Raw genomic sequence first — 25,440 nt, forward strand, 5'->3', positions numbered from 1 at the left:
GCGCTAGAAGCAGCCATGCTTGGGCGCATCTTCACCGTCGGCGGCTATACCTTGCTATCGCGGGTCACCGGATTCGCGCGCGACATCATGCTCGCGGCGATCCTCGGCGCCGGACCGGTCGCCGACGCCTTTTTCGTGGCGCTGCGGCTGCCGAATCATTTCCGCGCGATCTTTGCTGAAGGCGCCTTCAACGCCGCCTTCGTGCCGGCCTACGCCCATGTCCATGGCGAGCGGGGAGAGGCGTCGGCGCGGCTGTTCGCCGACCGCATCTTCACGCTGCTGTTCGCCTCGCAGGTGATCCTGCTGGTGGTGGCGATGGCCTTCATGCCGCAGGCGATGAGCATCCTCGCGCCGGGCTTCACCGAGGACGCCGAGCAGCGCAAGCTCGCGATCGAGTTGACGCGGATCACCTTTCCCTATCTGCTGCTGATCACGCTGGTGACGTTGTATGGCGGCATGCTCAATGTGATGCATCGCTTCGCCAGCGCCGCGGCAGCGCCGATCTTCCTCAACCTCGCGATGATGATGACGCTGGCGCTCGCAGCGTTCTTCCCGAGCGCCGGCCATGCCGCGGCTTGGGGCGTGCTGATCTCGGGCTTCCTGCAATTTGTCCTGCTCGCCGGCGACCTCGCACGCCATGGCGGCCTGCCGCGGTTCGCGCCGTTGAAGCTCGACGAGGACGTCCGCGGCTTTTTCCGCGCACTGGGGCCGGCGACGCTGGGCTCGATGGGAACTCAGGTCGCGCTGTTTGCAGATACCATCATCGCGACCTTCCTGCCTGCGGGCGCGCTGTCGGCGCTGTATTACGCTGACCGCCTCAATCAATTGCCGATCGGCGTGATCGGGATTGCGATCGGCACCGTGTTGCTGCCGGAGATGTCGCGGCGCCTGACCGCCGACGATCACACAGGTGCCATGGCGGCGCAGCGCCGCGCCTTCGATTTCACGCTGCTGTTCTCGGTGCCGTTCGTGGCGGCGTTCCTGACGGTCGCCGACCCGATCATGCGCGCAATGTTTGCCCGCGGCGCGTTCTCGAAGGCCGATGCCGCCAGCGCCGGCGCCACGCTCGCGGCCTATGCGGTCGGGCTCATTCCCTTCGTGATGATCCGCAGCGCGGTCGCGACCTTCTATGCCCGCAAGGATACCGCCACGCCCGTCAAGGCGGCGCTCACCGGCGTCGCGGTCAACGTCGCGCTGAAGATCGCGCTGGTCGGCACGCTGGCGCAGGTCGGGCTGGCGCTCGCGACCGCCGTCGGTGCCTGGGTCAATCTCTTGCTGGTGCTGATGTTTGCCGTCCGCCGCGGCTATCTCGCGTTCGATCGCGCACTGATTCGCTCGTTCGCCACCTTCGCGCTGTGCGGCGTGCTGCTGGCGCTCGCGCTGTGGCTGACCTCGCATTTCGCCTATGTGTGGTTTGCCCCGATGCGGTTCTTCCGCGACGAGATGATCCTGCTGCTGCTGATCGTGGTCGGCGTCTTCGTCTACGGCTTCCTGATCCTCACGCTGTTCGGCCGCGGCTGGCTGTTCGCCCTTCGACGCGTATAGTTTTACCTGTCAAATCAAATGCATAGGAGCCGGCTGTGCGATGACGCCGCGTGCGGCGGAAAGCGGTTTGCGCTTCGCGGACAACCACGCCAATATGCACGCAAACAACCAAGCCAATTGGAGAGACGATGGCAGCTCCCATCAAATTCGGCGTCGGACAAAGTGTGCGGCGCAAGGAGGACGACGCGCTGATTCGCGGCAAAGGCCGCTATACCGACGACGTCGCACCGTCTCCCGCACTGCACGCGCTGGTGCTGCGCTCGCCGCATGCGCACGCGACCTACACGATCGATGCCGGCAAGGCCCGCGGCATGCCCGGCGTGGCGCTGATCCTGACCGCGGCCGATGTCGCCGAGCTCGGCGGGCTGCCGTGCCTGTTCAATCTCGAAACCGATCCGTTCATCGCGCCGCCTTATCCGATCCTCGCCAAGGATGAGGTGCGCCATGTCGGCGACGCCGTCGCCTTCGTGGTCGCCGACACCGTCGATCATGCGCGCGACGCGATCGAGGCGATCGACGTCAAGTGGACGCCGCTGCCGGCGGTGGCAGGTCTCGTCAATGCGGTGAAGAAGGATGCGCCGCAGGTCTGGCCGGACAAGCCGGGGAACGTTCTGTTCGACGTCTCGATCGGCGACAAGGGCGCTGCTGAGGCCGCGTTCGCCAAGGCCCATGCGGTGGCCGAAATCACGATCGTCAACCCGCGCGTCATCACCAATTTCATGGAGACGCGCGCGGCGGTCGCTGAATACGACGCCAAGAAGGATCATCTGACGCTGACGATCGGCAGCCAGGGCAGCCATCGTCTGCGCGAGATCCTCTGCGACATGATCCTGAAGATGCCGAAGGAGAACATGCGGGTGATCTGCCCGGATGTCGGCGGCGGCTTCGGCACCAAGCTGTTTCCCTATCGCGAATATGCGCTGATCTCGGTCGCGGCGCGCAAGCTCAAGAAGAGCGTTAAATGGACCGCCGAGCGCTCCGACCATTTCATGGGCGATGCGCAGGGCCGCGACAACCTCACCACCGCGAAGATGGCACTTGCCGAGGACGGCAAATTCCTCGGTATGGATGTCGATCTGATGGGCGACATGGGCGCCTATCTCTCGACCTTTGCACCCTACATCCCGCATGGCGGCGCCGGCATGCTGCCGGGGCTCTATGACATTCAGGCCTTCCACTGCCGTGTCCGCACCGTGTTCACCAACACGGTGCCGGTCGATGCCTATCGCGGCGCCGGCCGTCCCGAAGCCGCCTATGTGATCGAGCGGCTGGTCGATGCGGCCGCGCGAAAACTCGGCATGACGCCCGATGCGATCCGGCGCAAGAACTTTATCCCGCCGAAGTCGCTGCCCTACACGACCGCGACCGGCAAGGTCTACGACTCCGGTGACTTCGTCGCGCATATGAAGCGCGCCATGGAGATCGCCAACTGGAAGGAGTTTTCCAAGCGCGCCAAGGCGGCCAAGAAGGATGGCTTGGTGCGCGGCATCGGCATGGCGAGCTATGTCGAGGTCTGCGGCACGATGGGCGAGGAAACCGCCAATGTGGCACTCGATCCCAATGGCGACATCTCGGTCCTGATCGGCACGCAGTCGAGCGGGCAGGGCCACCAGACCGCCTATGCGCAGATCGTCGCCGAGCAGTTCGGCGTGCCGCCGGAGCGCGTCCATGTGTTGCAGGGTGACACCGACAAGATTGCGACCGGGCTCGGCACCGGCGGCTCGGCCTCGATTCCGTCGGGCGGCGTCAGCGTTCAGCGGGCGACGCATGAACTCGGCAACAAGCTGAAGGAGCTCGCGGCGCAGGCGCTGGAAGCCGGCACCGGCGATCTTGAAATCGCCGACGGCCGCATCCGCATCGCCGGCACCGACCGCTCGGTCAGCTTCGCTGATCTCGCCAAGCGTCCCGGCGGCGATACGTCGAAGATGAATGCAAGCGCGACGTTTGCCAGTGCCGACGGCACCTATCCGAACGGCACGCATCTCGCCGAAGTCGAGATCGATCCCGCCACCGGCATCATCAAGATCGTCAGCTACGTCATCGTTGACGATTTCGGCGTCACGCTCAATCCGCTGATGCTCGCGGGCCAGGTCCATGGCGGCGCGATGCAGGGCATCGGGCAGGCGCTGATGGAGCAGGCGGTGTACAGCCCGACCGACGGCCAGCTCGTCACCGGCACCTTCATGGACTATGCGATGCCGCGCGCTTCCGACGGGCCGTCCTTCGTGTTCGAGACCCACAACGTGCCCTGCACCACCAATCCGATGGGCGTGAAGGGCGCAGGCGAGGCCGGCGCGATCGGCTCGTGCCCGGCGGTCGTCAACGCGATTGTCGAGGGCCTGCATCGTGAATACGGCATCGACCACATCGACATGCCGGCCACGCCGGAACGGGTCTGGATCGCGATCCGCGAGGCGCAGCGCCGCCATAATCTCTGATAAATTGTCGCAGGCGGAATGAAGATTCCGCCTGCGGTGTTTTGCAAACCAGGCCGGCCGCGTACCTGCGGACCGGGACAGAGCGGAATTGAGGGGTTTTGCCGATGAAGCGGGTCGTCGTCGTTGCAGCGATGCTGGTGTTGAGTATGGGTGCGGTCGTGGCCGATCAGGAGCAGGTCAAGCAGACCCAGGCCCAGATGAAGGAGACCGGCAAGAACGCCGGTGCGCTCGGGGCCATCGTCAAGGGCGAGAAGCCCTACGACCAGGCGACGGTCGACGCGGCACTGGCGAAGTTCGAGGACACCGCCAAGAAATTGCCGACGCTGTTCCCTGAAAGCTCCAAGGGCCTGAAGACGGATGGCGATTACTCGGCCGGACCGAAGATCTGGGAGGACAAGGCCGGCTTCGAGCAGCACATCGCGAGCTATGCCAAGGCCGTTGCGGACGCCAAAGGCAAGATCAAGGATGTCGACACCCTGAAGGCGGAGCTCGGTGTCATCGGCAAGCAGTGCGGCGGCTGCCACGAGACCTATCGCCTCAAGAAGGGCTGATCACCAATCCGGTCAATGAAAAGGGCGAACGCCGTGAGACGTCCGCCCTTTTTTGTGCCGGCCGTTTCTTGTTGAAGTCTTACGTTGTGACTTGTTACTTCGTGACTCGTTATTTCGTGACTTGGCCGCGGATCTCGCCGCCCGGGTTGGCCGCGGTGTGGACGTTGACATAGTACTTGCCGGCGAGCAGATCGGCGGCCTGCGCATCGGTCAGCGTGGCGCTGCCTTCGACCGGGCTCGACGTCGCGTTCGGGATCGCGACCGCGACACCGGAATTCTTGCCGGCCTCGGCGGGACCGTGGAAATGCGCCGCCGTGGCCGGGCCTGACAGGCCGGAATAGGTCAGTTTCCAGCTGAGTTTCTTGCTGGCCGCGTCGTAGTCGATATCGGCAGTGCCGGTGCCGGCGCTGGTGTTGGCAGGCACTTCGGACTTGCCGTCCAGTTTGGCGTGCAGCTTCTCGGCGAAGGCCGGACCGGCGAGGGCGACGGCAGCACCGAGTGTCAGCGTGGCAAGCAAGGTCTTGTTTGGCATGGTTCTCTCCCCTTTGACGTCACAGGACGGTTGCAGTTTCTTCAACAGCGGGTTTGCCGAATTATTCCCAAAATGATCGTGAGCTGCGGCAAATTTGATGAGAGCTTGTACGACGGGTTGTCATCATAGTGGTTGATATGCTGACGCGACCAATGACGGATCGGTGAATGTTGCGACGAATTCTTCTCCTTGCCGGCCTCGCCAGCATCATCGGCCTCAGTGTGTACTGGTGGCTGACCATCCCCGCGACCGTTGCTGCGAGCGCGCTGCCCGCCTACCAGCCCAACCTGGCCAACGGCCTCACAACGTTCAACGCGGGAGGATGTTCCTCCTGCCACGCCGTGCCGAAGCAGGACGACCGCACCAGATTGGGCGGCGGGCTCGCGATCCCGTCGCCGTTCGGCACCTTCTACGCGCCGAACATCTCGCCGGATCCGAACGACGGCATCGGCCGCTGGAGCGAGGCCGATTTCGTCACCGCGGTCATGAAGGGGACCTCGCCGTCAGGGACGCACTATTTCCCTGCGTTTCCTTACACGTCGTATCAGCACGCCAGGGTCAATGACGTGCGCGACCTGTTCGCCTATCTGAAGACCCTGCCGCCGGTTGCCGGCAAGGTGCGCGACCATGATTTGCCATTCCCCTTCAACATCAGGCGGAATGTCGGGGTCTGGAAATTCCTGTTCATGGACGACAAGCCGTTTATCGCGGACGCAAGCCGCTCGGCGCAGTGGTATCGTGGGGCCTATCTGGTCAACAGCTTCGGCCATTGCGCCGAATGTCATAGCCCGCGGAATTTTCTCGGCGGCATCATCACCGCGCAGCGCTTCGCCGGCGGCCCGAATCCGGAAGGCGAAGGCTGGGTGCCCAACATCACGCCGAGAGGGATCGCGGACTGGAGCGCGAAGGATGTCGCCTATTTCCTCGAGAGCGGGCAGACGCCGGACGGCGACAGCGCCGGCGGATCGATGGTGCGCGTGATCCGCAACACGTCGCAGCTCTCATCAAGTGATCGCGACGCGATCGCCGAGTACATCAAGTCGCTGCCGCCGGTCGAGGGGCCGCCGAAGCCGACGAAGCCCGAGAAGAAGCCCTAGCGGCGGGTTCCTGTTTCAGCATGATCCGCTCGGAAAGCCGCTTCGCACTTTACCGGATCATGCTCTACTTCGCGCCGAACGCCTTGAAGGTGATGATGGTGAGGGTGTCCTGGATTGCCCGGGATCACCTGAACCTTCTCGTTGATGAAATGGCCGATGTCGGTGTCGTGGTCGACATAGAACTTGACCAGGAGGTCGTAATTGCCCGCGGTGGAATAGATCTCGGACGCAATCTCGGCTTCCGCCAGCGCGTTGGCGACGGTGTAGGACTGGCCGAGCTTGCATTTGATCTGGACGAAGAAAGGAACCATCAAAGTCGTCTCCGGGGATTTGGTCGACTATAGGCCAAAAACCGGCGGCCAAGGCAAGGGGACAAGAAGGGGCAACGCAACGGCAACTCAAGGCCAACGCGCGGCAAAGTCAGGCGAACTTGCTGCCGGTGCGCGGCCGGGCTAGGACAGGCCATGGTCCCAATTGTCACGATCTTATTCGTCTCGACCGCCGGTGTCGCACGATGACGCCGATCGCGCTCACCATTGCGGGCTCGGATTCCTCCGGCGGGGCGGGTATCCAGGCCGACCTCAAGAGCTTCGCGGCGCTCGGGGTCTATGGCGCCTCCGCGATCACGGCGCTGACCGCGCAGAACACCACCGGGGTCAGCGGCATCCATCCGGTGCCGGCGGCATTCGTCACCGCCCAGCTTGATGCGGTGTTCTCCGACCTCGATGTCGGTGCGGTCAAGATCGGCATGGTGGCGCAAGCTGAGACCATCGCTGCGATCGCCGAAGGGCTGACGCGCTGGGCGCCGCGCCACGTCGTGCTCGATCCGGTGATGGTCGCAACCTCAGGCGATCGGCTGCTGGCCGCCGAGGCGGTCGATGCGCTGAAGTCCATGCTGTTTCCACTGGCCTCGCTGATCACGCCGAACCTGCCGGAAGCGGCGGCGCTATTGAACGAGCCGGTCGCCTCGAGCGAAGCCGATGTCGAGCGGCAAGGCAAGCGATTGCTGGCGATGGGATGTCGCGCGGTGCTGGTCAAGGGTGGCCACGGACATGGTGCTGACAGCATCGACTATCTGATCGACGCTGAACGAAGCATCGCGCTGTGGGCGCCACGCATCGCGACAGCAAACACGCATGGCACCGGTTGCTCGCTGTCGTCGGCGATCGCGGCAGGACTCGCGAAGGGTGAGACGATGGAGACTGCCGTGCGTCATGCCAAGGCCTGGATCACGGACGCGATCGCCGCCGCCGATCGTTTTGCCGTCGGCCACGGTCATGGGCCGGTGCATCATTTTCACAATTACTACTGATTGCCTGTAGCCCGGATGAAGCGCAGCGCAATCCGGGAATGAACCCTCCGCGCGCGAAGGCCCCGGATTACGTTCGTTTGCAACGGTGAAGCCCGTCATTGCGAGGAGCGTCAGCGACGAAGCAATCCATATCCCCGCTTGCGAGGCGATGGATTGCTTCGCTTCGCTCGCAATGACGGTGGACGAGAGCTCCCGTGCATTTCCGTAATGCCCGTTCCACACAGCGGCGACCGCCCGTGTCGCCAGATTGTCGCACGCCGCTGTTATCCGCATTGGAGGGGCGTAGTGCTGATTCTCGTTAACTGTTTGTGGGGCCTTGGGTCGCGGGGATCGTCATCGCCTTGTCACAGGAATCTGTTAGGTGCACAGGCATGGGAAGCGACTCCTTGAGTGAAGAAAGCCCCGAGCGGCGCTTTCGCACTTTGTTTATCTCCGATGTCCATCTCGGAGCCCGCGGTTCGCAAGCCGACCGTCTGCTGGACTTCCTCCGCTCTCACGATGCCGACACGATCTACCTCGTTGGTGATATCGTCGACGGCTGGGCGCTGAAGTCGAACTGGTACTGGCCGCAGACGCACAACGATTTCGTGCAGAAGATGCTGCGCAAGGCGCGCAAGGGCGCCAAGGTGATCTACGTCCCGGGCAACCACGACGAGTTCCTGCGCAAATATTACGGCACGCATTTCGGCGGCATCGATGTGGTGGAGAACACCGTCCACACCGGCGCCGACGGCAAGCGCTACCTCGTGATCCACGGCGACATCTTCGATCTTGTGGTGCAGAACGCGCGCTGGCTCGCCCATCTCGGCGACAAGGCCTACGACTTCGCGATCCAGATGAACCGCTTCGTCAACTTCTTCCGCAAGATGTTCGGCGTGCCCTATTGGTCGCTGTCGCAATGGGCCAAGCTGAAGGTCAAGAAGGCGGTGAACTATATCGGCGCGTTCGAGGCGACATTGGCGGGAGAGGCGCGGCGTCACGGCTGCGACGGCGTGATCTGCGGACACATCCACTACGCGACGATTCATGACGAGCACGGCATCCGCTACATGAATTGCGGCGACTGGGTGGAGAGCTGCACCGCGCTCGCCGAGCATGAGGACGGCCATTTCGAGATCATCACCTGGACCGATCCGGTGCGCCGGATCGCGCCCGTTCCGCGAGTGACGGCACGCGCTGCATGACGCATATCCTGGTCGCGACCGATGCGTGGCATCCCCAGGTCAACGGGGTTGTCCGCACGCTGACCATGATGGCGCAGGCGGCGAAATCGCTCGGCGTCGAGGTGAGCTTCCTGACGCCGGACGAGTTCCGCACCTTCGCGATGCCGAGCTATCGCGATCTCCGGCTGGCGCTGCCGTACCGGGCCAAGGTCGCCAGCCTGATCGAGGCGGCCAAACCCGACAGCATCCATATCGCGACCGAGGGTCCGATCGGGCTCTCGGTGCGCCGCTATTGCCGCAAGCACGGCCTGCCGTTCACGACCAGCTTCCACACCCGCTTTCCCGAATACGTGTCGGCACGCACGCCGGTCCCGGAAGGCTGGGTGTGGCGTGCGCTGCGCTGGTTCCACCGGCCGAGCCGGGCGGTGATGGCCGCGACCCCGGCGCTGGCGGCCGAGCTGCGTCAGCGCGGCTTCCGCAACGTGGTGCTGTGGTCGCGCGGCGTGGATACCGGACTGTTCCATCCGCGTGATGTCGATCTCTGCCTGCCGCAGCCGGTCTATCTCAGCGTCGGCCGGGTTGCGGTGGAGAAGAACCTCGAGGCATTCCTCGATCTCGACCTGCCCGGCACCAAGGTCGTGGTCGGCGACGGCCCGGCGCGGGCGGCGCTGGAGCGGAAATATCCGGAAGCCGTGTTCCTCGGCGCTCGCCATGGGGAAGAATTGGCTGAGATCTATGCTTCGGCCGATGTGTTCGTTTTCCCGAGCCGCACCGATACGTTCGGTCTGGTGCTGCTCGAGGCGCTGGCGAGCGGACTGCCGGTTGCCGCTTTTCCGGTCACCGGTCCCCGCGACGTGATCGGCGCGGCGCCGGTCGGCGTGCTCGACGACGATCTGCACCACGCCTGCCTCGAGGCACTCAGCATTCCGCGCCAGGCCTGCGTCGATTTTGCCGCGCTCCACACCTGGCAGGCGTCGGCCCGGGTGTTCATCGATCGCTGCATGAATGTCCGCCCCGCGCCGCCGGACGGTGAGGGGGAGGCATTGGAATTCGGTGCCGAAGAGCATCATTTTGCGGCATTGCCGGCGAGCCACCAAACCTCACGCTAAAGCGTCTTGCCGGGCTGCCTGCCGTCGCGATACAAATTGCGGATGACGGACACCGTTCTAAATCCACCCGTCGCTGCCGCGGACATCGATGCCGCCGCAAGGGTGGTCGCGCCGTTCGCGGTGCGCACGCCGCTGCTGGCCTTTCCCGTTCTCAACGAACGCGTCGGCAGCCGGGTCTTCCTCAAGCCCGAGATGTTGCAGCGGACCGGATCGTTCAAGTTCCGCGGCGCCTTCAACAAGCTCGCCTCGATCCCGCAGGACAAGCGGAGCGGCGGCGTCGTGGCGTTCTCCTCGGGCAACCATGCCCAGGGCGTGGCCGCGGCGGCGAAGATCCTCAACATGCAGGCGACCATCGTGATGCCTGCGGACTCGCCGCTCACCAAGCGCGAGCGGACCAAGTCCTACGGCGCCGAGGTCGTGCTGTACGATCGCGATCGCGACGATCGTGCGGCGATCGCCAGCGGCATCGCCAGCAAGCGTGGCGCGACGCTCGTGCCTCCCTATGACGATCCCTTGGTGATCGCGGGCCAGGGCACCGCCGGCCGCGAGATCGCCGAGGACATGGCCGCGCTCGGGCTCGTGCCCGACATCGTCGTGGCGCCGGCTTCCGGCGGCGGCCTGATCGCCGGTGTCGCCACCGCGGTGAAGGTCAAGTATCCGCAGGCCCAGGTGATCGTCGCCGAGCCTGCGGGCTATGACGATCATGCCTTGTCGCTCAAGGTCGGCCATCGCGAAGCGCATGCGGTTGCGCCGCGCACCATCTGCGATGCGCTGATGGCGATGATGCCGGGCGAGCTGACTTTCGCCATCAACAGCAAGCTGCTGGCAAACGGCGTCAGCGCCTCCGACGACGAGGTCGGTGCCGCCGTCGCGTTTGCCTATCGCGAGCTGAAGCTCGTGGTCGAGCCCGGCGGCGCGATCGGTCTTGCTGCGCTGCTAGCTGGCCGGATCGACGCCAAGGGCAAGAACGTCGTCATCGTGCTCTCGGGCGGCAATGTCGATGCCGACCTGTTCGCGAAGCTCGTCGCCTGAGGACAGCACTTTGAAAAGCAGGGGAGGCGGTGGTCACACTGCCCCCGTTTTGTTGTGCTGCGGATCAGTGCTTGAACCCGCCACCGTGGCCGCCGCCGATTCCGCCGACGTGCGAGCCTGATGAACCCGAATGGAAGGCCGTATGGCTGCCGCCTGATCTCATCCGGTTGACTGGCATGCTCTGCCGCTCGGTGCGGACATGCTGCCTGCCGTCGCCTTTCATGACGCGGTTCGAGGTGTTGCTGCCGGCATTCACCGCGGGAAGGTTCGCAACCTTGTTCTTGCCGATCGAGTTCGACATGCCGACCGGCTTCGCGCCGGGCGCCGGCAGGGTCACGATCTTGCCGATCGCGCCTTGCGCACCCGCATTGATCGGCCGGAAGGTCTGACGACTCGAAAGCCGCGTGAACTGCATCAATGGCACTGCCTTCGGCTGCATCTGCAGCTTCAGGGCCTGCTGCGCGTAGGGGCTGCCGGCGAAATTGTCGTGGAAGGTCTTGTAGGCGAACGGCGTGTTGGCGAGCACCGCCTTGTGCCAGGCCGCGACCTGTAGCCAGTTGGTCAACAGGAAGCGGATGCGGTCACACAGCGGATCGCGCGGATAGAGCCGGATGAATTCCTCATAATAGTCCGGCCGGCCCTCCGACAGCACGAAGTCATAGGCCTGGCGCACCGAGCGGTTCGGCAGGTTCGACGCCATCTGCACCACCGGGCCATTCGCCGGCGCGCGCGCCGCCGCCATCGCGGTGTCGCCGAAGAAAGTGAAATCGGAGGTCAGCGACGAGCTTTCCCACGGCGTCTGCCGGCCGTCGGTTGCCGAGTTGACCTCGAGGCGAACGCGCTTGAACAGCTGCTCGATCGGCAGATTGGGCTGGCGCGCCAGGCGCAGGAAGGCGTTGGTGTAAGGGCTGTGGCCGTCGTTGCTGCCGTCCTGCGCTTCCATGCCGGGCGCGGTCGAATAGCCGACGATCGAGCCGCTCGGCGCGTCAACGACGGCAAGGCCGCGGCCGGCATCGTTGACGTCAGGGAACGGGTTGTTGCGGCAGGCATCGAGCACCACGATGCGCATCCGGCTCGGGATGTTCTCGAGCGTGCCCATCACGTCGACGAGGCGCACCGAATTGCCGTCGAGATCGGACGGCGTCGCGATCCTGGCGTCGACCGGAATCAGATAGTTCTCGCCGGCGAGCTGCACGCCGTGGCCGGCGTAATAGATCATCGCGACCGTGTTGGGGCCGCGCGCGGCGACCTTGTCGGAAAAGTCCCGCAACACCTTCACCATGTCGCCCTGCCTGAGGTCGGTCGCGGCGATCACCTCGAAGCCGGCCGCGTTCAACAGCTCGGCCATCGACTGCGCGTCGTTGCCGGGATTGGCGAGCTTCGGTGCGTTCTGATAGTTGGCATTGCCGATCACCAGTGCGACGCGCTGCTCGGCTCCGCGCAACGCAGCGGGCGTCGTGCCAGCCGGCATCGCCGGTGACGCGGCTTGATCGACGGATTGCGCCGGCGCCTGCGCAGCATTGCCGACGGTGATGTTGCCGCTCTCGGCAATTCCTGCGCGGGGCGCAGCAAGGCTGAACAGGCCGAGCAATGCGGCCGATATCATCATCGATGTCAGGCGGACCATGGCGCACTCCTAGGCTGATCCCGGTGCGGGACCCGGTCGTGGGAGGCTAGGCGTAGATGCGGCCGCGGTACGTGAGCTGGGTCACGCAACGGAGGTGCGCGGTTGGAGATCGTCCGCGCTTACGAAAAGAACGCGATCTTCTCGGCCTGGCTCATGCGGCGGATCGGCGCGAGCGGGTCGTTGGCTGCGACATTCGGCTTCTTCAACAGGCCGCTCGCGATGATGGTCGAGCCGAGCGAGACTTCCGCTGCGGGCGCGGCGGCAGCCTCGACGGCGGGCGGGAGAGGCGGCGGCACGGGAGCCGGCGCTTCGGCAACGGCTGCGACCGCGACCGGTGCGGGCTCGACCTTGATCTCGGCCTTGATCTCAACCTTGGGCTCGGGCGCCGGTGCAGGCTCGGGCTGAATGGCGGGTGCCATCATTTCGGGCTCGGCCGCCATCGCCTCCGCGACGCGCATCTCCTCGGCTGCGCGCATCTCCTCTGCGATCGCCTCTTCGTCGATCGGATCGGGCGCGCCCATCTCCATCGCGATCAGGTCGAGCACCGCTTCGTCCTGGGCGTCGGCGGCGGCCTCGTCGGTGACGCGGGCAAGCTCTGCGGCTTCGGCTTCGGCCAGTGCGGCTTCAGCCTTGATCCAGGCTTCGCTCGGCTGCGGCGCAGCGGCTGGGGCCGGCTCAGCGGGGGGTATTGTAGCAGGCTCCTGAGCCGGCGCTGGCGGCGTGGCGGCCATCGTGGCTTCCGGGGGCGCACTATCGGCGGCGGCGCTTTCGGCCACCGGTGGCAGCGAGGGAGCAGCTGCGGGCGGCTCCGCGACCGGTGCCTCGGCCACAACAGGTTCGGCCGCGGGCGTCGCCTTGTCCGGATCGAACTCGCCGAGCCGGCGGGCCAGCGCCGCGAAGGCGGTCTCCAGCACGGCCTTGGCGTCATCAATCGACACCTCGGCGGCGCCGGCCTCGATCGCGCTGGCCTGCGAATCGATGATGTCGCAGATCCGGCCGTCATTGCCGATCTCGCGCAGCCGCCAGGAGATTTCGCGAATCACGCGCACGCCCTTGCGCACCGGCGCGAGGTTCTGTTCGAAGCTGATGCCGTCAAGCGCTGAGATGGCGGAGGCCTGGGCAGCCTCGATCGCGCCGCGCAGGGCGGCCAGCGTCTGGGCCAGCTGCTCGTCCCTGATCGCCGCGGCGGCGGCCTGCCGCTGCGCGCTGAGGCTTTCCTCGATCCGCGCCACCGCATCGAGCACCATGCGCGTGTCGGCATTGCGGTTGCGCTTGGCGTATTCGCCGAGGAACCAGCGGCCCCGCGACGTCTCCATGAAGGCCGCGCTGATCGCAGCATAATCCTCCTCGCTCGGCAGGGCCGCGCGGGCGGATATCGGCGACAGGGCGAATGCTTCTTCGGCCATCACAATCTCTCCGCGCAAATCACTGCGCGTTGGGTTAACGATCACCACGATATCGCGCGAATCGCAATTGAATTGATGTCTTCCGAATCACAAATCCCCATTGCAGCAAAGGTTGCATCGCGGCGATTCGCGCGCAGCCTCGCGGCATTCTATGCCACGCTGTTCGGGATGACCGGGGTTCACTTGCCGTTTTTCACGGTGTGGCTGAAGGCGATCGGCATCGATGCCACCTGGATCGGCATCATCACCGCGGTGCCGCCGGTGACGCGCTTCACCGTGCTGCCGCTGGTCACCGCCACGGCGGAGCGGCGCCAGATGCTGCGCGGCGCGATCATTGCCACGGGATTCGCCACCGCGTTCGGCTTTGCGGTGATCGGCACCCAGCACCACCCATTCGTGCTGCTCGCGGTCTATGCGCTGACCTGCTGCGTCTGGACGCCGATGGTGCCGTTGACCGACGCCTATGCGCTGCGCGGCGTCAGGCAGTTCGGCCTCAATTACGGACCGTTGCGGCTGTGGGGCTCGGCGGCCTTCGCGGTCTGCGCGCTGATCAGCGGGTTCCTGCTGCGCTATGTCGCCGAGGTCGATCTGATCTGGATCATCACGGCCATGACCCTGCTTGGCGCGCTGGTCGGGCTGACCTTGCGGCCGCTCGGTCGTCCAGTGACCTCAGTCGCGCATGCGATCGGCGCGCCGAAGTTGCTGCGCAATCCGACCTTCCTCGCGATCATCGTGTCCTCAGCGCTGATCCAGGGCAGCCATGGCGCCTATTACATCTTCGCATCGATCGCCTGGCAGCAGGCCGGGCTGAGCGGGCTGACCATTGCGGTTCTCTGGGTGCTCGGCGTCCTCGCCGAGATCGTGCTGTTTGCGGCCTCGCCGCGCTTCACGCTGCCGTCGGCGGTGCTGGTGATGATCGCGGCCGCCAGCGCCGTGGCGCGCTGGGCGATCACCGCGCAGGAGCCGCCGCTTGCAGTGCTTGCCGTAGTCCAGCTCGGACACGGGTTGAGTTTCGGCCTGACGCAGGTCGGCGTCATGGGCCTGATGGTGCAGCATGTGCCGGGGCACGTGATGGCGCGCGCGCAAGGCTATCTCACCGCCTGCGGCGGCATCGTCGCGAGCACCACGGCGATCGTCAGCGGCATGGTCTATGCGCGCTTCGGCCTCGGTGTCTACGACATGATGGCCGTGATGGCGGCGATCGGCGGGCTGGTGATGTGGCTGGCGCGTCGACGCCTATCCCATCAGCCCCAGAGTGCGGCGTCGGGCGGATAGACCAGGCTTCCCTCGTAGCGCAGGCCGTTGTCGCGGTCGCTGGCCAGCAGCAGCGGGCCGTCGAGATCGACGAAGCGTGCGGCTTGCGCGATCAGCATCGCCGGTGCCATCGCGAGCGAGGTCGCGACCATGCAGCCGATCATGATCTCGAAGCCGAGTGCACGGGCGACATCCGCCATCGCCAGCGCCTCGGTCAGTCCGCCGGTCTTGTCGAGCTTGATGTTGACCGCATCATAGCGGCCGCGCAGGCCTTGCAGCGAGTTGCGGTCATGCACGCTCTCGTCGGCGCACACCGCAACCGGGCGCTTGATCCGCGCCAGTGCCTCGTCCTTGCCCGCCGGCAGCGGCTGCTCGATCAGCGTGACGCCGGCATCGGCGCAGGCTGCGAGATTGGCGGCGAGGTTGTCGTCCGTCCAGGCTTCATTGGCGTCGACGATCAATTCGGAGGCCGGCGCGGCCTTGCGCACGGCAGCGATCCGCGCGCCGTCGCCATCGCCGCCAAGCTTGATCTTGAGCAGCGCGCGATGCGCGGCCTTGGCGGTGGCTTCCGCCATCGCCTCGGGCGTTCCGAGCGAGATCGTATAGGCGGTGGTACGCGGTTCCGGCGCCGGCCGGCCGAGCAGGTTCCAGATTCGCTGGCCGGCGCGTTTGGCCTGGAGGTCCGCCAGCGCGCAGTCCAGCGCGTTGCGGGCGGCGCCGGCGGGCATGCGAGCCTGCAGGGCGATCCGGCCCATGCCGTTGGCGAGCAGCCCCTGCATGGCCTGGATCGCCTCCAACGTCGCCTCGGGCGTTTCGCCGTAGCGCGGGTAGGGCACGCATTCGCCGCGGCCGATGAAGCCGCCCTGGCTCACCTCGGCCACCACAACCACCGCCTCGGTCTTGGCGCCTCGGCTGATCGTGAACGTCCCCGCGATCGGCCAGCGCTCGATCCGCGCGTTCAGGGAAATCGCTCCTTGTGGGGTGGAAGTCATTTTAAAGTCTACTATTTCCTGAACCGTAGCTTGCGAGCTGCAACCAACTATGGCTGGTTAGTGGCAGATTCGACAAGCCGATCCGGCAAGCCGCCGGAGATCTGCGTGAGCGGCGGCCAACCGGCTTGAGGGGTAGGCAAAAGGTGAGCGGCGACCCGACACTGGAGCGGATAGCCCAAGGCGAAGGACTGGCGCTGTGCGCGGCGGGCAACTGGACCGCCCGCTTTGCTCCCGCGCTCGAGCGGATCGTGTCCGACGCCGAGAAGCTGCGCGGCAGCCGTCCCCACATCTTCATCGACGTGTCGCAGGTCGCGAGCCTCGACACCTTCGGCGCCTGGCTGATCGAGCGGCTGCGCCGCAGCCTCAGCGATCCCAGCGCGGAAGCCGAGATCGCGGGCCTGTCGGCGAATTATTCCAGCCTGGTCGACGAGGTCCGGCGCGTCGGCCCGGCGCCCAGGGTCGTCAGCGATCCGCTGTCGATCACGGGCATGCTCGAGCAGATCGGGCGCACCGTGGCCGGCATCGGCGGCACCATCATCGGCCTGGTCGACATGCTCGGCGCGGTGATCGCCGCGGCGGGCCACGTGCTGATCCATCCGCGCAGCTTCCGCCTGACCTCGACGGTGCATCACCTCGAGCAGGTGTGCTGGCGCGCGGTGCCGATCGTGGTGCTGATCACCTTCCTGATCGGCTGCATCATCTCGCAGCAGGGCATCTTCCACTTCCGCAGGTTCGGCGCCGACATCTTCGTGGTCGACATGCTGGGCGTGCTGGTGCTGCGTGAGATCGGCGTGCTCCTGGTCGCGATCATGGTCGCGGGCCGCTCCGGCTCGGCCTATACCGCCGAGCTCGGCTCGATGAAGATGCGCGAGGAGATCGACGCGCTGCGCACCATGGGCTTCGATCCGATCGAGGTGCTGATCCTGCCGCGCATGCTGGCGCTGGTCCTGGCGCTGCCGATCCTGGCCTTCCTCGGCGCGATGGCGGCGCTCTATGGCGGCGGTCTCGTCGCCTGGCTCTATGGCGGCGTCGATCCGGAGGCCTTCCTGCTCCGCCTTCGTGATGCCATATCGATCGACCATTTCATCGTCGGCATGGTCAAGGCGCCTGTCATGGCGGCGGTGATCGGCATCGTCGCCTGCGTCGAAGGGCTGGCGGTACAGGGTTCGGCGGAATCGCTCGGACAGCACACCACCGCATCGGTGGTGAAAGGGATCTTCTTCGTGATCGTGATGGACGGCGTGTTCGCGATCTTCTTCGCCTCGATCGGGATGTGACCATGGCGGAAGAGGACATCGACGCCATCATTCGGGTCCGCGACATCACCGTGCAATTCGGCAAGACGCGCGTGCTCGACGGCCTCAACCTCGACGTCAAGCGCGGCGAGATCCTCGGCTTCGTCGGCCCCTCGGGCGCCGGCAAATCGGTGCTGACGCGCACCATCATCGGCCTGGTGCCGAAAGTCTCCGGCCGCATCGAGGTGTTCGGCGTCGATCTCGATGCCGCGAGCTCGTCGCAGCGCCGCGCCGTGGAGCGGCGCTGGGGCATCCTGTTCCAGCAGGGCGCGCTGTTCTCCTCGCTCACGGTCCGCCAGAACATCCAGTTTCCGGCGCGCGAATATCTGCGCGTCTCGCAGCGGCTGCTCGACGAGATCATGGTGGCGAAGCTCGTGATGGTCGGCTTGAAGCCCGAAGTCGCCGATCGCTATCCGTCCGAACTGTCCGGCGGCATGATCAAGCGCGTCGCGCTGGCGCGCGCGCTCGCGCTCGATCCGGAGCTGGTGTTTCTCGACGAGCCGACATCGGGCCTCGATCCGATCGGCGCCGGCGATTTCGACGAGCTGGTGCGCACCCTGCAGCGCACTTTGGGGCTGACCGTTTTCATGGTAACCCACGATCTCGACAGTCTTTACACCGCGTGCGACCGTATCGCCGTTTTAGGGAACGGTAAGATCATTGCTGCAGGATCGATCGCCGACATGAAGGCATCGCAGCATCCCTGGCTGCAGCAATATTTCAACGGCAAGCGCGCCCGTGCCGTTGTGGCCTAGCCCATGATCCCGAAACTGGAGACCGGTTGTCCGACGAGATCATGCGCCAACAGCAATTCGACGGGCTCGAGCGCAGGCCGGCTGCGCGAGAGCCCAACAGTGATTAACGCGAGCAATTGATGGAAACGCGGGCGAACTACGTCTTGATCGGTGCTTTCACGCTGGCGGTGATCGCCGCGGCGTTCGGCTTCGTGCTGTGGTTCCAGAGCCTGCACACCACCAAGCAGCGCAGTCCGCTGCGGGTGATCTTCGAGGGGCCGGCGTCGGGCCTGCGCAATGGCGGCAATGTCAATTTTAACGGTATTCGAATAGGGGAAGTCGTCTCGGTGAAGCTCGACAATCCGCGCCGCGTGATCGCGCTGGCGATGATCGAGAACACCGCACCGCTGCGCAAGGACACCCTGGTCGGTCTCGAATTCCAGGGCCTCACCGGTGTCGCCGCGATCTCGCTGAAGGGCGGCGAGGAGGCCGCCCCGCCGGTGCCGCTGGACGAGGACGGCATCCCGGTCCTGACCGCCGACCCCAATGCGCTGCAGGACGTCACCGAGGCGATCCGCGCCACCCTGCAGAACGTCAACCGCATCGTCGCCGACAATCAGCAGTCGGTGAAGAACTCGCTGAAGAATCTCGAGGTCTTCACCGAGGCCTTGGCGCGCAACTCGGAGAAGATCGACAACGTCATGCTCAAGGTCGACGGCGTGATGGGCAAGGCCGACAATCTGATGCTGGGCCTCAACGCGATCGCCGGCGGCAACAATGGCAGCGAGCTGAACCTGATGGTGAAGTCGATCCGCGAGCTCGCCGACAACATCGACAAGCGCTCCAATCTCCTGATCAACGACGGCCGCCGCACGCTGGCCGACATCAGCCGCGCCGTGAACAATTTCGACCGTAATCCGAGCCGGGTGATCTTCGGCGGCAGCAACAACGCCGCCCCCGAGCCCGCACCGGCCCCGGCGGCGCCCGGGCCGCGCCGGCGGCAGTGACGTAGCATCGTCATTGCGAGGAGCGCTAGCGACGAAGCAATCCATTGCTCCGCAAGCGGCGAAATGGATTGCTTCGCTTCGCTCGCAATGACGATAGTTGGCGCCAGCGCGGTATCGCAGATGCGCAGTCTGCGGATCGGTTAGCCCAAACAAAAACGGAGACCTCTCGGTCTCCGTTTTTCGTTCGCTATTCGCAACTCGTGAGTTCTACCCCAGCCGTCCCGCGGCGTGCGCGAGCAGGGTGTAGACCAGCCCGGTCTCCGAGGTCAGGTGACCGGCCAGCTCCTGCTGGCCGCGGCCGTCGCGGGCGACTTCATCGAGCAGACGCTCGAACTCCGCGATGTAGCGGTCGACCGTCTGCTTGAAGCCGCGGTCGGCGCGATACTTGCGGGCCACCTCGTCGAAGGCCTTCTGGCCGGCCGGCGTGTACAGGCGCTTGCTGAACGCCTTGTTCTCGCCGCGCTGGTAGCGGTCCCACATCTCGGCGGCCAGCGTGCGGTCCATCAGCCGGCCGATGTCGAGCGACAGCGACTCCAGCGGATTGGCGGCCGGCTGCTGCGGCTGCTGCTGACGCGGGCGCTGCTGCGCGTCGCGGCCCTGCGGGGCAGGCGGCGGCGCATCGCTGCGGTTGAGCAGGTCGGACAGCCAGCCGTCGCCGTTGTTGGGGCCCGCCGGGCTGACCGACGGGGCCTCGGTGCGGCGCGAGCTCGCCATGCCGAGGTCGGGCGGCGGCAGCGTCGAAGCGCTGTTGCCATTGTCCCGCATCCGTGCGTCGTCCCGCATCCGCAGGTCGGCGCGGCCGCCAGCGGCGGCAGCCATCACCGGCTCCTCGTGGCGGACGCTGGCGCGGTTGGTCGAGACCACGTCGAGGCCGCGGCCGTGATGGGCGACGATGCGGTTCAGCTCGGCGAGCGCCTCGATCTGGTCGACGATCACCTTGCGCATCTGCGCGGTGTTCTCGGCGGCTTCCTGCGGCATCTCGAGCACGCCGCGGCGCAGCTCGTTGCGGGTGGCCTCGAGCTCGCTGTGCATCTCGCTCGCCATCTGCTTCATCGCCGTGACCATCGCGGAGAACTTCTCCGTCGATTCCTTGAACATCGCATCGGTCTCGGCGTTGCTCTGCTGGTAGAGCTCGTTCATCGCGTCGACGGTCTGCTGACGCTCGTTCTCGGCCGCCTGGCGCACCGCCTCGAACTGCCGGCTGATCGCAGCCGAGCCGGCGCCGGCGGTCTCCGCCACCACGCGCGCGATATCGCGGGCGCGCTCCTCGGCCGCGCCGAGCGATTCATCGAGCAGCCCGGTGAAGCGCGACAGCCGCTGGTCGAGATCGGTGGTGCGCAGGTCGATGGTGGTGACCAGCGCTTCCAGCGCCTCCTTGCGTTCGCTGACGGAAGCCGTCGTCGAGCGGTTGGCCTGTTCGACCACGGCAGCCGCCTCGATCAGCGCCTTGCCATGGGTCTCGAACTGGCTCGACAGTGCGCCGAGATCCTCCAGCGCCTTGCCGGTCTTGCTGTTGAACACCGTCAGCTGGTCTTCCAGCGTCTGGGTCGCCACGCCGTTGCGCGAGGTGACGTCGTTCATGGCGGACACGAAGTCGGCCACCCGGGTCACCAGCGCGCGCTCCAGCGAGTTGAGGTTGTCGTGGGCGCCGGTCAACACTTCCTGCAGCAGGATGTTGCCCTCGCGCAGCCGCTCGAACAGCGCGACCGTGTCGGTGCGCAGGATCTTGCTGGTCTCCTGCATCTCGGTGACGGCCGAGATCGAGACCTGGCGCGACTGGTCGATTGCGGCGCGCGAGGCCTGCTCGAGCTCCTTGAGCGACTTGGCCACGGCGCCGGTCGCCTGATCCCCGGCCGAGGTGATGTTGCGGGCGACATCGCCGCCATGCGCCGCCATCGACTGCGAGAAGGCGAGGCCGCGGGTTTCGATCGCCTTCAACGCGTCTGCCGTGGCGCGATCCATGTCGGCCGACAGCTGCGTGGTCTTGGCGGTCAGCGCCTCGACCAGCGAGCCGCGGCGGCCGTCGACCATCTGCGACAGGCGCTCGGTCTGCTGCTGCACATAGGTGACGATCTCGTCGGTCTTGCCGGTCATCGCCGAGCCGAATGCGCTGGTCGCGGACAGCACCGAACGCTCGATGTCGGCGGAAGTCGTCTTGACCTTGGTCGAGACCTCGTTGGACATCGTGATCAATGCGGCCTGGGCGTTCTGCGCCGAGGTCTGGATGTTGTCGGTGGTCTTGGCCGTGACCGAGCCCAGCGCGCGCTCGATATCGGTCGAGAGCGTGCGGATCTGGGCGGCGGCATCAGCCGAGGTCGCCGCAAACGAGCTCTGGGCCTCGCGGGCGCTGCCCAGGATGGTCTGCGCGGTCTCCGCGCTGGTCGTGGTCAGCGAGCGCTCGATCTCGACGGAGATCGCGCGCATCTGGGCTGCCGCTTCGGTGGAGGTTGCCACGAACGAGGTCTGGGCATCGCGGGCGCTGCCGAGGATCGACTGGGCGGTGTTGGTGCCGACCGACGTCAGGGTACGCTCGACATCGGCTGCCAGCGACTTGACGTGGTTGGCAGCTTCCGTGGAGGCGGTGACCAGGGTGTTCTGCGCCTCGCGGGCGCCGGCGGTCAGCACCTCGACGGTGCCCGAGCCTGCCATCGACAGCGCACGCTGGATGTCGGAGGCGAGCGCCGACACCTTGCTTGCAACGTCGGTCGAGGCATTGACCAGTGTGCTCTGGGCTTCACGCGCGCCGGCGGTGATCGATTCCGCGGTGGCGGAGCCGGCCATCGACAGCGAGCGTTCCATGTCGGCGGCCAGTGTCCGGACCAGATCGGTGGCTTCGGTGGATGCGCCTGCCAGCGTGCTCTGGGCCTCGCGGGCCGCGGCGACGATGGCTTCGGCGGTTGCGGAGCCGGCCATCGACAGCGAGCGTTCGATGTCGGCCGACAGCGTGCGGACCAGATTGGTGGCGTCGGTCGACGCGCCGGCCAGCGTGCTCTGGGCCTCGCGAGCGGAGGCGACGACGGCTTCCGCGGTCGCGGTGCCGGCGGTCGAGAGCGAGTGCTGCATGTCGGCCGCGAGCGTGCGGACCAGGTTGGCGGCTTCGGTGGATGCGCCGGCCAGCGTGCTCTGGGCCTCGCGGGCGGAGGCGACGACGGCTTCCGCGGTCGCGGTGCCGGCCATCGACAGCGAGCGCTCGACGTCGCTGGCGAGCGACTTGACCTGACCCGTGACGTCGGTCGACGTCGCGATCAGCGTGGTCTGGGCCTCGCGGGCACCGGTCATGATCGCTTCGGCCGCGGCGGAGCCGGACATCGACAGCGACTGCTCGACGTCGGCCGCGAGCGACTTGACCTGGCTTGCGGCTTCGACCGAGGCGGAGACCAGCGTGGTCTGCGCGTCGCGGGCGCCGGACAGCACGGAGGCTGCGGTGGCACTGCCGGCGGCCTGCAGCGTGCGCTCGACATCCTCCGACAGCGCCTTGATCTGCGAAGCGACGTCTCCGGAGGCGGAGACCAGCGACACCTGGGCGTCGCGGGCGCTGGTGAGGATCGAGTTGGCCGCGGAGGTGCCGACGGCGGTCAGCACGCCCTCGACCTCGGCCGAGCTCAGCTTGAGCTGGTTGCCGACGTCGGCGGACACGGTGAGCAGCGCCTGCTGCGCGGTGCGCGCGCCGGTCTGGATGGTTTCGCTGGTGTTGACCACGAGATTGGTCAGCGAACGCTCGGCGTCCTCGACATGGGACTTGATGCTCGACGACAACAGCTCGGCGCGGGACATCAGGTCCTCGCTGGCCTGGCGGCCGCTGCTCTCGATGCGGCCGGCGACGGCCTCGACGCGCGAGCCCAGGAGGTCCTCGAACTGCGCGACGCGGGTGTCGATGTCGCTCGCGATGACGCCGACGCGGCTCTCGATGCCCTGCTGGATGTCGGCGAAGCGCGCCGAGATGGTGTCGGTCAGGTTCGAGCTATGGCCACTGATGGTCTCGACCAGGCGGGTGTTGTGACCGTTGATGGTGTCGGCGAGGCGGGTGCTGTGGCCGTTGATGGTGTCGACCAGGCGGATGCTGTGGCCGTCGATGGTCTCGGTGACGCCGTTGATACGGTGGTCGACCGCGGCGATCGCCTGCGCGGTGCCTTCGGTCAGGGTCGTGGTGAGCAGGCCGAGGCGCGAGTCGATCGAATGGATCGCCTGGGTGGCGCCTTCGGTCAGCTGGGTCGCGAGCGTGCCGAGATGGCCATCGATGGTGTCGGTGACCGACTTGGCGCGGCTCTCGAAGGTGACTTCGAGCGTCTTCATGCGGCCGTCGATCGCCTCATCCAGCGACTGCAGGCGGCCGTCGAACGAGCCGATCCTGCTGGCGAGCGAACTGTCGAACGACGACAGCTTGTCGGTCAGCGAGGCGTCGAGATTGCTGACGCGGCTGCCGAGCGTGGTCTCGAACTGCAGCAGGCGCTGGTCGAGCGAGGCGGTGATCTCGCCGCTATTGCTGGTGACGCGATGGTCGAAGGTGTCGACATAGGTCTTCAAGCTGTCGGCGATGTCCTGGGTGCGCTGGCCCATGCGCTCGACGATATCGCCGCCGAAGGTCTTCACCGTGCGGTCGAATTCGGAGATATGGCGGGTGATCAGCGCGCCGAGCGTGCCGGAGTCGCGGGCGAATTTCTCGGCGAGCTCGCTGCCGTGGTTCTTCACCAGGTCGTCGAACGCGCTCATCTGCAGCGACAGCGAGTCATGCGCGGTCTCGGTCTGGCCCACCACCTTGGCGACCAGCGAATTGACGGTGACGTCGAGCGCCTCGCTCGCCTTGTCGCCCGATGTCATGATCTGGCCGGCGAGGCGGTTGCCGGCGTCGTCGATCTTGCTGACGAGGTCGTTGCTGCGCAGCTCGAGCTCGAGCAGCAGCGAGTCTGCCGAGTTCTTCAGGGAGTCGTGCACCTCTTCGGTGCGGTCGGAGATGCCATCGACAATCGCAGACGAGCGCTGCTCGAACTCGCCGGTGATGCGGTCGATGCGCTCGTTCAGCATCTCGTGGACGCGATCGGCCAGGTCGACGAATTCGTCATGGACGTGGCCGGTCTTGAAGTTGAGGCTGGTGGTGAGCCGTTCCGATGCATCGAGCACCGCGCGCGTGGTCTCGGCGCTGGCTTCCTCGAGGCGGTCGAGCAGGTCGCCGCCGCGCTCGCCGAGCGCGAGGATCATGTTGTCGCCGGCATGGCTCAGCGCAGTCGTGATGTGCTGGCCGCGCTCTTCCAGCGCGCCGGTGATGCTCTTGGCGACCTCGTCGACGCGCGAGGCGATTGCGTCCGAGATCAGCGCGATGTCGTGGCGCAGGTCGATCTGCACGCCGGAGATCGCGCTGCGCACCTGCTCGGCCTGGCCGACCAGATTGTCGCGCTGATGGGCGATGTCCTGCAGCAGCGCGCGGATGCGCACCTCATTGTCGGAATAGGCGCGTTCCAGCGCAGCGACCTCGTTGGCAACCAAGGTCTCGAGTTCGCCGGCGCGCGCGATCGCGCGCTCGACGCCGTCGCCCATCGCCGCGACCTCGCGGCGGATCGCCTGGCCGACCGTCACCATGGAATCGGCGGCGGCGTTCTCCGGCTCGGAGAAGCGCATCGCGACCTGCGCCATCGATTGCGCGATCATCTGCATGCGCTGGCCGTGCGAGGCGAGGCTGGCGAGATAGTAGAACAGCAGGATCGGAACGGCGAACAGCGCAGCGAGGCCGGCGAGCACCAGCACGCCGGTGCCCTGGGCCATCGAGGCCTGCAGCGCCGGCCAGAACGCGATGGTGAGGATGACGCCGCCGAGCAGCCAGGCGCCGGAGCAGACGAAGAACAGCGTGAAGGCGTTGCGGGCGCGGCCTCCCTGCAACGTTTGCAGCATCTGGCCGATGCTCTCGCGGTCGTCATTGGCGGCGCGGCGCGGCGCGCGCGGTTCCTCGATCGGCTCGAACGCCGAACGTTCGGGAGTCGGACGCTGATCGAACGATGTCGCTGAAAAATCCGGAGCTGACGACGGCAGGCTGGGCGGCGTGGCGCCTTCATTGTGGGGGCTGCGGTTCTCCGCGCCCTGTTCGCTGATGTTGAGGGCTTCCTGGATGGCAGAAAGCGCGACTTCGGTGGGATCTTTGACCTTCTTGGGAGTGTTCGCCATGTTCAGTCTGAGCCCTCTCACTATTTACGCGTCGGCGAGCCTGCGATCGTCCCCACGCATGCTCGAAGCCGGTGCCCACAAGCGGAGCGCAAGCGCCCCCTCGGCGGCTTGTCCGCTACATCCGCAAACATCCTATGGGGAGAGTGATGCGAATGAAATGCTTGCGATTAATACTTTCTTAATCATCGTTAAC

General features: G+C 66.1%; 17 protein-coding genes and 1 pseudogene. 12 read left to right on the plus strand and 6 right to left on the minus strand.

Annotation, left to right across the window (positions count from 1 at the left end; genetic code table 11):
- The first annotated feature begins 15 nt into the window (after positions 1-15).
- The 3 genes from murJ to ACVW17_RS21455 all read left to right on the plus strand — a co-directional run bounded on the left by murJ (position 16) and on the right by ACVW17_RS21455 (position 4,534).
- Positions 16-1,545, plus strand: a complete 1,530-nt coding sequence (murJ, locus tag ACVW17_RS21445; RefSeq protein WP_456797849.1) for a murein biosynthesis integral membrane protein MurJ — start codon at positions 16-18, stop codon at positions 1,543-1,545.
- 128 nt (positions 1,546-1,673) lie between these two features.
- A complete protein-coding gene (locus tag ACVW17_RS21450; protein ID WP_456797850.1) occupies positions 1,674-3,983 on the plus strand; it encodes a xanthine dehydrogenase family protein molybdopterin-binding subunit in 2,310 nt (769 codons plus the stop codon).
- A gap of 104 nt (positions 3,984-4,087) precedes the next feature.
- Positions 4,088-4,534: a c-type cytochrome gene (locus ACVW17_RS21455; RefSeq protein WP_456797851.1), complete on the plus strand. Its 447-nt coding sequence runs from the start codon at positions 4,088-4,090 to the stop codon at positions 4,532-4,534.
- 109 nt (positions 4,535-4,643) lie between these two features.
- On the opposite strand, the gene ACVW17_RS21460 is transcribed toward ACVW17_RS21455, so the two are convergent.
- Entirely contained in the window at positions 4,644-5,066 is a 423-nt protein-coding gene (locus tag ACVW17_RS21460) for a CHRD domain-containing protein (protein ID WP_212015693.1), read from the minus strand.
- Positions 5,067-5,233: 167 nt separating this feature from the next.
- Between ACVW17_RS21460 and ACVW17_RS21465 the strand changes: the two genes are divergently transcribed.
- Positions 5,234-6,163 (plus strand): c-type cytochrome, encoded by a 930-nt coding sequence (locus ACVW17_RS21465; protein WP_456797852.1) that lies wholly within the window; start codon positions 5,234-5,236, stop codon positions 6,161-6,163.
- Between the two features lie 64 nt (positions 6,164-6,227).
- Here the strand turns inward: ACVW17_RS21465 and ACVW17_RS21470 are convergent.
- Positions 6,228-6,474: pseudogene (locus tag ACVW17_RS21470) on the minus strand (Lrp/AsnC ligand binding domain-containing protein).
- A gap of 203 nt (positions 6,475-6,677) precedes the next feature.
- On the opposite strand from ACVW17_RS21470, the gene thiD reads away from it, so the two are divergent.
- From thiD to ACVW17_RS21490, 4 genes are all read left to right on the plus strand, one after another.
- On the plus strand, positions 6,678-7,475 hold the full coding sequence (gene thiD, locus ACVW17_RS21475; protein WP_456797853.1) for a bifunctional hydroxymethylpyrimidine kinase/phosphomethylpyrimidine kinase: 798 nt from the start codon (positions 6,678-6,680) through the stop codon (positions 7,473-7,475).
- Between the two features lie 371 nt (positions 7,476-7,846).
- A complete protein-coding gene (locus ACVW17_RS21480; protein WP_050403538.1) occupies positions 7,847-8,659 on the plus strand; it encodes a UDP-2,3-diacylglucosamine diphosphatase in 813 nt (270 codons plus the stop codon).
- A complete protein-coding gene (locus ACVW17_RS21485) occupies positions 8,656-9,747 on the plus strand; it encodes a glycosyltransferase family 4 protein (protein WP_456797854.1) in 1,092 nt (363 codons plus the stop codon). The genes ACVW17_RS21480 and ACVW17_RS21485 overlap by 4 nt, the downstream gene beginning before the upstream one ends.
- A gap of 42 nt (positions 9,748-9,789) precedes the next feature.
- A complete protein-coding gene (locus ACVW17_RS21490) occupies positions 9,790-10,779 on the plus strand; it encodes a threonine/serine dehydratase (RefSeq protein WP_456797855.1) in 990 nt (329 codons plus the stop codon).
- Between the two features lie 64 nt (positions 10,780-10,843).
- Here the strand turns inward: ACVW17_RS21490 and ACVW17_RS21495 are convergent, their stop codons facing one another.
- Positions 10,844-12,406, minus strand: coding sequence for a caspase family protein (locus tag ACVW17_RS21495; protein ID WP_456797856.1), 1,563 nt, complete (start codon positions 12,404-12,406; stop codon positions 10,844-10,846).
- A 119-nt stretch (positions 12,407-12,525) separates the two neighbouring features.
- On the minus strand, positions 12,526-13,812 hold the full coding sequence (locus ACVW17_RS21500) for a hypothetical protein (protein WP_456797857.1): 1,287 nt from the start codon (positions 13,810-13,812) through the stop codon (positions 12,526-12,528).
- Positions 13,813-13,887: 75 nt separating this feature from the next.
- Between ACVW17_RS21500 and ACVW17_RS21505 the strand changes: the two genes are divergently transcribed.
- On the plus strand, positions 13,888-15,087 hold the full coding sequence (locus ACVW17_RS21505; RefSeq protein WP_456753781.1) for an MFS transporter: 1,200 nt from the start codon (positions 13,888-13,890) through the stop codon (positions 15,085-15,087).
- Here ACVW17_RS21505 and dgcA read toward each other — a convergent pair.
- A complete protein-coding gene (dgcA, locus tag ACVW17_RS21510; RefSeq protein ID WP_456753782.1) occupies positions 15,057-16,058 on the minus strand; it encodes an N-acetyl-D-Glu racemase DgcA in 1,002 nt (333 codons plus the stop codon). The two genes, ACVW17_RS21505 and dgcA, sit on opposite strands and share 31 nt — an antisense overlap.
- Before the next feature lie 143 nt (positions 16,059-16,201).
- On the opposite strand from dgcA, the gene ACVW17_RS21515 reads away from it, so the two are divergent.
- The 3 genes from ACVW17_RS21515 to ACVW17_RS21525 all read left to right on the plus strand — a co-directional run bounded on the left by ACVW17_RS21515 (position 16,202) and on the right by ACVW17_RS21525 (position 19,094).
- Positions 16,202-17,335, plus strand: a complete 1,134-nt coding sequence (locus ACVW17_RS21515) for an MlaE family ABC transporter permease (RefSeq protein WP_456753783.1) — start codon at positions 16,202-16,204, stop codon at positions 17,333-17,335.
- Positions 17,336-17,337: 2 nt separating this feature from the next.
- The gene (locus tag ACVW17_RS21520; RefSeq protein ID WP_456753784.1) at positions 17,338-18,108 is read left to right on the plus strand and encodes an ABC transporter ATP-binding protein; all 771 of its coding nucleotides are present in this window, start codon (positions 17,338-17,340) and stop codon (positions 18,106-18,108) included.
- Positions 18,109-18,227: 119 nt separating this feature from the next.
- Entirely contained in the window at positions 18,228-19,094 is an 867-nt protein-coding gene (locus ACVW17_RS21525; RefSeq protein WP_456753785.1) for an MlaD family protein, read from the plus strand.
- A 207-nt stretch (positions 19,095-19,301) separates the two neighbouring features.
- On the opposite strand, the gene ACVW17_RS21530 is transcribed toward ACVW17_RS21525, so the two are convergent.
- Entirely contained in the window at positions 19,302-25,247 is a 5,946-nt protein-coding gene (locus ACVW17_RS21530) for an apolipoprotein A-IV repeat region-like domain-containing protein (protein WP_456753786.1), read from the minus strand.
- Between the last annotated feature and the right edge of the window lie 193 nt (positions 25,248-25,440).

It is taken from the genome of Bradyrhizobium sp. USDA 4473 (genome assembly GCF_054063335.1).

Excerpts from the sequence above, each read along its gene's own strand:
- murJ (WP_456797849.1), top strand. The coding sequence starts at position 16 with ATGCTTGGGCGCATCTTCACCGTCGGCGGCTATACCTTGCTATCGCGG.
- ACVW17_RS21450 (WP_456797850.1), top strand. The coding sequence starts at position 1,674 with ATGGCAGCTCCCATCAAATTCGGCGTCGGACAAAGTGTGCGGCGCAAG.
- ACVW17_RS21455 (WP_456797851.1), top strand. The coding sequence starts at position 4,088 with ATGAAGCGGGTCGTCGTCGTTGCAGCGATGCTGGTGTTGAGTATGGGT.
- ACVW17_RS21460 (WP_212015693.1), bottom strand. The coding sequence starts at position 5,066 with ATGCCAAACAAGACCTTGCTTGCCACGCTGACACTCGGTGCTGCCGTC.
- ACVW17_RS21465 (WP_456797852.1), top strand. The coding sequence starts at position 5,234 with ATGTTGCGACGAATTCTTCTCCTTGCCGGCCTCGCCAGCATCATCGGC.
- thiD (WP_456797853.1), top strand. The coding sequence starts at position 6,678 with ATGACGCCGATCGCGCTCACCATTGCGGGCTCGGATTCCTCCGGCGGG.
- ACVW17_RS21480 (WP_050403538.1), top strand. The coding sequence starts at position 7,847 with ATGGGAAGCGACTCCTTGAGTGAAGAAAGCCCCGAGCGGCGCTTTCGC.
- ACVW17_RS21485 (WP_456797854.1), top strand. The coding sequence starts at position 8,656 with ATGACGCATATCCTGGTCGCGACCGATGCGTGGCATCCCCAGGTCAAC.
- ACVW17_RS21490 (WP_456797855.1), top strand. The coding sequence starts at position 9,790 with ATGACGGACACCGTTCTAAATCCACCCGTCGCTGCCGCGGACATCGAT.
- ACVW17_RS21495 (WP_456797856.1), bottom strand. The coding sequence starts at position 12,406 with ATGGTCCGCCTGACATCGATGATGATATCGGCCGCATTGCTCGGCCTG.
- ACVW17_RS21500 (WP_456797857.1), bottom strand. The coding sequence starts at position 13,812 with ATGGCCGAAGAAGCATTCGCCCTGTCGCCGATATCCGCCCGCGCGGCC.
- ACVW17_RS21505 (WP_456753781.1), top strand. The coding sequence starts at position 13,888 with ATGTCTTCCGAATCACAAATCCCCATTGCAGCAAAGGTTGCATCGCGG.
- dgcA (WP_456753782.1), bottom strand. The coding sequence starts at position 16,058 with ATGACTTCCACCCCACAAGGAGCGATTTCCCTGAACGCGCGGATCGAG.
- ACVW17_RS21520 (WP_456753784.1), top strand. The coding sequence starts at position 17,338 with ATGGCGGAAGAGGACATCGACGCCATCATTCGGGTCCGCGACATCACC.
- ACVW17_RS21525 (WP_456753785.1), top strand. The coding sequence starts at position 18,228 with ATGGAAACGCGGGCGAACTACGTCTTGATCGGTGCTTTCACGCTGGCG.
- ACVW17_RS21530 (WP_456753786.1), bottom strand. The coding sequence starts at position 25,247 with ATGGCGAACACTCCCAAGAAGGTCAAAGATCCCACCGAAGTCGCGCTT.